At 71.3% G+C, this 5,669-nt stretch carries 9 protein-coding genes; 5 read left to right on the top strand and 4 right to left on the bottom strand.

Going from position 1 to position 5,669, the window contains the following annotated elements; all coding sequences use genetic code 11:
* From AC1DP0_RS17145 to AC1DP0_RS17130, 4 genes are all read right to left on the bottom strand, one after another.
* The coding region (locus AC1DP0_RS17145; protein ID WP_478086628.1) for an ATP-binding cassette domain-containing protein at positions 1–433 on the bottom strand (433 nt) is incomplete at its 3' end.
* Entirely contained in the window at positions 430–1,215 is a 786-nt protein-coding gene (locus AC1DP0_RS17140) for an ABC transporter permease (protein WP_478086626.1), read from the bottom strand. The genes AC1DP0_RS17140 and AC1DP0_RS17145, both read right to left, overlap by 4 nt.
* A gap of 36 nt (positions 1,216–1,251) precedes the next feature.
* A complete protein-coding gene (gene modA, locus AC1DP0_RS17135; protein ID WP_478086623.1) occupies positions 1,252–2,043 on the bottom strand; it encodes a molybdate ABC transporter substrate-binding protein in 792 nt (263 codons plus the stop codon).
* Positions 2,040–2,435: a TOBE domain-containing protein gene (locus AC1DP0_RS17130; RefSeq protein WP_478086619.1), complete on the bottom strand. Its 396-nt coding sequence runs from the start codon at positions 2,433–2,435 to the stop codon at positions 2,040–2,042. The genes modA and AC1DP0_RS17130 overlap by 4 nt, the downstream gene beginning before the upstream one ends.
* 150 nt (positions 2,436–2,585) lie before the next feature.
* Between AC1DP0_RS17130 and AC1DP0_RS17125 the strand changes: the two genes are divergently transcribed.
* The 5 genes from AC1DP0_RS17125 to AC1DP0_RS17105 form a co-directional block, all read left to right on the top strand.
* Positions 2,586–2,990, top strand: a complete 405-nt coding sequence (locus tag AC1DP0_RS17125) for an ArsR/SmtB family transcription factor (protein ID WP_478086615.1) — start codon at positions 2,586–2,588, stop codon at positions 2,988–2,990.
* Positions 2,987–3,502 carry an SRPBCC family protein gene (locus AC1DP0_RS17120; protein WP_478086610.1) on the top strand — a complete coding sequence of 172 codons (516 nt, stop codon included), beginning with the start codon at positions 2,987–2,989 and terminating at the stop codon, positions 3,500–3,502. Before AC1DP0_RS17125 ends, AC1DP0_RS17120 begins: the two co-directional genes overlap by 4 nt.
* 5 nt (positions 3,503–3,507) lie before the next feature.
* Complete coding sequence (locus AC1DP0_RS17115; RefSeq protein WP_478086608.1) at positions 3,508–3,948, top strand: VOC family protein; 441 nt, start codon at positions 3,508–3,510, stop codon at positions 3,946–3,948.
* 67 nt (positions 3,949–4,015) lie between these two features.
* Positions 4,016–4,600 (top strand): dihydrofolate reductase family protein, encoded by a 585-nt coding sequence (locus AC1DP0_RS17110; RefSeq protein ID WP_478086605.1) that lies wholly within the window; start codon positions 4,016–4,018, stop codon positions 4,598–4,600.
* Between the two features lie 147 nt (positions 4,601–4,747).
* On the top strand, positions 4,748–5,669 hold a 922-nt coding region (locus tag AC1DP0_RS17105), incomplete at its 3' end, for an aminotransferase class III-fold pyridoxal phosphate-dependent enzyme (RefSeq protein ID WP_478086603.1).

Raw genomic sequence — 5,669 nt, 5'->3', positions numbered from 1 at the left:
GCCTCCACGCCGCGCGGTCGGCGAGCCCGACCCGCTCGAGCTCGAGGCAGGCGCGCTCGCGGGACCGGTGGCGGTCGACGCCGCGGCTGCGCGGCCCGAAGGCGACGTTGTCGACCGCCCGCAGGTGCGGGAAGAGGAGGCTGTCGGTGAGCATGAGGCCGACCCGGCGCCGCTCCGGCGCGAGCCGGCGCCGCCCGTCGTCCCAGACGTCGCCGCCGACGCGCACGTGCCCCTCGGCGAGGGGGAGCACTCCGGCGAGGGCGAGGACGGTCGTCGTCTTGCCGCCGCCGTTGGGACCGAGGACGCCGATGACCTGGCCCGGCGCGGCGTTGAGGGGGACGTCCACCTCGATCACCCCGCGCGACAGGCGGACCCGAGCGTCGAGACCCGCGACGCCGGTGACACCGCGGCCGCTGTCAACCGGTGGCCTCATCGCAGCCACCGTCCGCGGAGCACGCCGAGCACCAGCACGCTGACGCCCAGCAGCAAGATGCTGATCGAGATCGCCACCTGCGGGTCGCGCTCCAGCTCGACGTAGACGAGGAGCGGCAGGGTCTGCGTGCGGCCCTGGAAGTTGCCGGCGAAGGTGATCGTCGCACCGAACTCGCCGAGCGCACGGGCCCACGCCAGAGCGAGACCGCTCGCGATGCCCGGCAGCACGAGCGGGATGCCGACCGTCCGGAGGTAGCGCAGGTCGCTCGCTCCGAGCGTCCGCGCCACCGACTCCAGCCGTGGGTCGAGGCCGCGCATCGCGCCCTCGACCGCCAGCACGTAGTAGGGCATCGCGACGAAGGTCTCGGCGAGCACCACGGCCACGGTCGTGAACGGGATCTGGATGCCGAAGGGAGTCAGGTACTGCCCGATGACCCCGTTGCGTCCCCATGCCATGAGGAGGGCCACGCCGCCGACGACCGGTGGCAGCACGAGCGGAACCGTGAGCAGGGCGCGCACCCAGCTCGTCGCCCGGTGCTCGGACCGGGCCAGGAACCAGGCCAGCGGGGTGCCGAGCACCAGGCACAAGACGGCTGTCACCGAGGTCGTCGTCAGCGAGAGCCGCAGTGCCGGAAGGACGGTCGGCGTCGCGAGGTCGGACGGGATGCGAGCCCAGTCGGCACGGACCAACAGCGCGACGAGGGGGACGACGAGCAGCACGAGGGCGAGCGCGGCCGGGACCCCGACGGCGACACGGGAACGCCAGCGGGCGGCATACCTCATGTCACGTCATCCTTCCGGTGGCTGAAGGGCACGGGATCAGGGGGCGCCGAAGCCGAACGACTGCACGGTGGCGAGCCCCTTGGCGCTCAGCAGATAGGCGACGAAGGCCCGCGCTGCAGGGTCGTCGGACAGCGTGACGACCGGGTACGACAGGCTCGTGTTGAGCCGAGGCGCGATCCCGACGCCCTCGACGGCGCCCTTCGCCGCGACGACGTCGGAGTGGTAGACGACGGCGGCATCGGCCTCTCCGAGCTTGACCTTGGCCAGGGTCGCCTTGACGTCGACCTCCTGGCTGACGACGTGGGGCACGATGCGGGCCCTCGTGAACGTCGCCTGCGCGGCCTTGCCGCACGGCACGGTGTCGGCGCAGAGGACGACCTTGACGGTCGGCTTCGCGAGGTCGGCGATCGTCGTGATGCCGCCGGGATTGCTTGGGGGCACGGCGATCTCGAGGGTGTTGGTCGCGAAGGTCTTCGTGTCCTTGACCATGCTCTTGTCGAGCGGCGCTGCGGCGGCGGTGCCGGCGAGCGCGATGACGGAGGCAGGCGCTCCGTTGTCGACCTGCTGCACGAGCGTGGCGCTCGAGCCGTACGAGGTGTCCACCGTGACGCCAGGGTTGGCGGCCTCGAAGTCCTTCGCCAGCTGGTCGAAGGACTCGGTGAGCGATGCAGCCGCGAGGACGGTGACCGTGCCGTGAAGAGTCGACGACCCGGTGCCGACGGCGGGGGTGGCAGACGTCCCACACGCTGTCAGCAGGGGCGACAGCGCCAAGGTGGCCGCGGCTGGGAGGAGTCGACGGTCCCGCCTGCGGGCGAGGGCGGCGCTCATGCGGGCACTTCGACGACGACGTGGGTCGACTTGACGCTGGCGACGGCGACGGAGCCGACCTCGAGGGCGAGGTCGTCGACGGACTCGCTCGAGAGGAGCGAGACGATGCGGAAGGGGCCGCACTGCAACTCGACCTTGGCCATCACGGTGTCCCGGGTGATGGCGGTGACGATCCCGCGCATCCGGTTGCGGGCGGAGGCGCCTCCGGTGGCGCCGACCGCAGCCGGATGTGCGAGCTCCTGGGCCACGGCGGCGAGCTGAGCGCCGTCGACGGTGCGCCGGCCGGCGTCGTCGGTGGCTCCGTCGAGACGACCGGAGTCCACCATCCGGCGGACGGTGTCGTCGGAGACGCCGAGGAGAGCGGCTGCTTCGGTGATGCGCAACTGCGGCATGAAGCCGATGCTACCGCCGCATCTGCGGAATCGTTCCGCTGGGACGCCATTCGTAGAGCAATCATCCGGCCCCGGAGGGGCAGGGGGTTGACGAGGAGGGGGTGTCAGGCGTGTAATCAATCTATCAGTTGATCAAGGAGTTAGTTGACCATGATTCTCTCGCCCGTCTCGGATGCGGACCTCGACCGCGCTTTCGCGGCCCTGGCCGACCCGGTCCGGCGCGCCATCATCGCCCGCCTCAGCCGGGGCGCCGCGACCGTCAACGAGCTCGCCGAACCGTTCGCGATCAGCAAGCAGGCCGTCAGCAAGCACATCCAGGTGCTCGAGCTGGCCGGGCTCGTGACCCGGACCCGCGACGCGCAGCGCCGCCCCGTCCACCTGGAGGCCGCGCGGCTCGAGGCCATGACGGCCTGGATCGACCGCTATCGCCTGCTCGCCGAGCAGCGGTTCCGGTCGCTCGACGCCGTCCTCGAACGTTCGGCGCACACCCCACCTGCCGCCACGTCGGCGGCAGGGACCACACCGCACAACACCGCAGAGGAGCACCTGTCATGACCAACCAACTGAACCTCGACATCCCCACCGGCGTGCCGTGGATCGACTTCACGCGTGAGTTCGACGCCCCGGTCGAGGCCGTCTGGGGCGCCCACCGCGACCCCGAGCTCGTCCGCCAGTGGCTCGGTCCGCGGGGCTACGAGATGGACATCGAGCGCTGGGACTTCACCGCGGGCGGCGGCTACCGCTACGTGCACCGCAACCCCRCTGGCGTGGAGTTCGGCTTCCACGGCACCTTCCACACGATCCGCGACAACGACCTCGCCATCCAGACCTTCGAGTTCGAAGGCGCACCCGACGAGGTCGCCATCGAGTTCATGCGCTTCGTCGACCTCGGTGACGGTCGCTGCCGGCTCGAGGGCCGCAGCATCGGCCGCACCGTCGAAGGCCGCGACATGATGGTGGAGAGCGGGATGGAGAAGGGGATGGCCGAGGGCTACGAGCGCCTCGACGAGCTCGTCGCCCAGCCGACGTCCGAGTCCGCGTCCGCGCCTGCCCCGGCGCAGGGATGAGCGCCATGGACTGGACCCTCGAGGTCGTCATCGTCCCGGTCAGCGACCTGGGCGCCGCCGTCGCCTTCTACCGGGACCAGGTCGGCTTCGGCCTCGACCACGAGACGCAGAACGAGCACATGCACGTCGCGCAGCTCACCCCGCGCGGCTCCGGCTGCTCGATCGTCGTCGGGGACCTGCCCTCGCAGAAGGCGATGGCGCCCGGGTCGCTGCACGGCATCCAGCTCGTCGTCGCCGACGCGGCGGCGGCGCGGGAGGAGCTCATCGGCAGGGGGGTCGAGTGCTCCGAGATCCAGGTCATCGACCCACGCGACGGCGGCACGTTCTTCGGCTTCTCCGACCCCGACGGCAACTCGTGGGCGGTCCAGCAGCTGCAGGTCCGTGCCGACAAGCCGCTCATCCCGCACGAGGCCCGCGGCCGCTTCGGCGAGGACCTCGAGCCCTGAAGCCAAGGTCGGCGGCGGGTCGACAGGGCGCGTCGCCGGCCGTCTCGAAGCACCGAAGGAGGAGACCATGAGCAGGGTCGTGTTCGACATCAGCATGTCCGTCGACGGGTTCGTCACGGCTGCCCCGCAGACTGCGGAGGATCCACTGGGCCCGGGCGGGTCGGACCTGCACGCCTGGACCATCGACGGTGAGTACCTCGACCGAGCCGTCGCCGGGCTCGGGGCGGTCGTCGCGGGGCGGACCACCTACGACCACGCCATCTCGGGTTGGCGGGCGGATGGCCCGTCCGGGCCGGCGCGTCGTCCGGTCTTCGTCGTGACCCACGCAGCCCCCGATCCGCAGACGGTGCCCGCCAACGGCGTCTACACCTTCGTCACCGACGGGCTCGAGTCCGCGCTGGAGCAGGCGCGGGCTGCGGCCGCCGACCGGACCGTGACGATCATGGGGGGCGCCGACCTCGGCCGGCAGTACCTGGCTGCCGGCCTCGTCGACGAGATCTCGCTGCACCTGGCGCCGCGCCTCTTCGGCGCCGGCACCCCGATGTTCGCCGGTCTCGACGTCGGCCATCTCGAGCTCGACCTGCTCGACTGCAACGCGGGCCCGCTCGCGGTCCACCTGCGTTACCGCGTCGGCCGGGGCGCGGCCGTGTGAGGCGGACCACGACAACGCGTTCGGTCGCGAACGCCGTGTAACGCCACTGAGTTCGCCGATCGAAGGCGCCTCAGGTGCGGAATGCGCATCTCACCAGCACCCGTCCCGGGTTACGCCGCGGGGTGGGCGGACGGCATACTGACCCCCATGAGCAACGTCCCCCAGCAGCGGCTCCTGCAGACCGCGATCCCCGGCCCGAAGTCGGCCGCGCTCCAGGCCCGGAAGACGGCGGCCGTGTCCGCCGGCGTCTCCACCGGCCTGCCGGTCTACGTCGAGCGTGCCGGTGGCGGCATCCTCGTCGACGTCGACGGCAACCAGCTCATCGACTTCGGGTCCGGCATCGCCGTGACGACCGTCGGCAACGCCGCCCCGCGGGTCGTCGACCGGGTCACCGCGCAGGTCGCCGACTTCACCCACACCTGTTTCATGGTGACGCCCTACGAGGAGTACCTCGAGGTCGCCGAGGCCCTCAACGACCTGACGCCCGGCGACCACGAGAAGCGCACCGCCCTCTTCAATTCCGGCGCCGAGGCCGTCGAGAACGCCGTCAAGGTCGCTCGCCACTTCACCGGCCGCAACGCCGTCGTCGCCTTCGACCACGCCTACCACGGCCGCACCAACCTGACGATGGCGCTGACGGCGAAGAACATGCCCTACAAGCACAGGTTCGGCCCGTTCGCCGGCGAGGTCTACCGCGCGCCGATGAGCTACCCGTTCCGGTGGCCGGGCGGCCCCGCCGACTGCGCCAAGGAGTCGTTCGACACCTTCGTCAGCCAGGTGCACGCGCAGGTGGGGGAGGACAACCTCGCCGCCGTCATCCTCGAGCCGATCCAGGGCGAGGGCGGATTCATCGTCCCCGCACCGGGATTCGTCAAGCAGGTCGCCGACTGGTGCACCGACAACGGGATCCTCTTCATCGCCGACGAGGTGCAGACCGGCTTCTGCCGCACCGGCGACTGGTTCGCGAGCGAGCACGAGGGCGTCGTGCCAGACCTCATCACCACGGCCAAGGGCATGGCCGGTGGCCTCCCGCTCGCCGGCGTCACCGGGCGCGCCGACGTCATGGACT

The organism is Terrabacter sp. P5_B1 (assembly GCF_056400505.1).
Note: the sequence above shows the minus strand (reverse complement) of the source record. Positions and strands in the feature narration are given on the sequence as shown.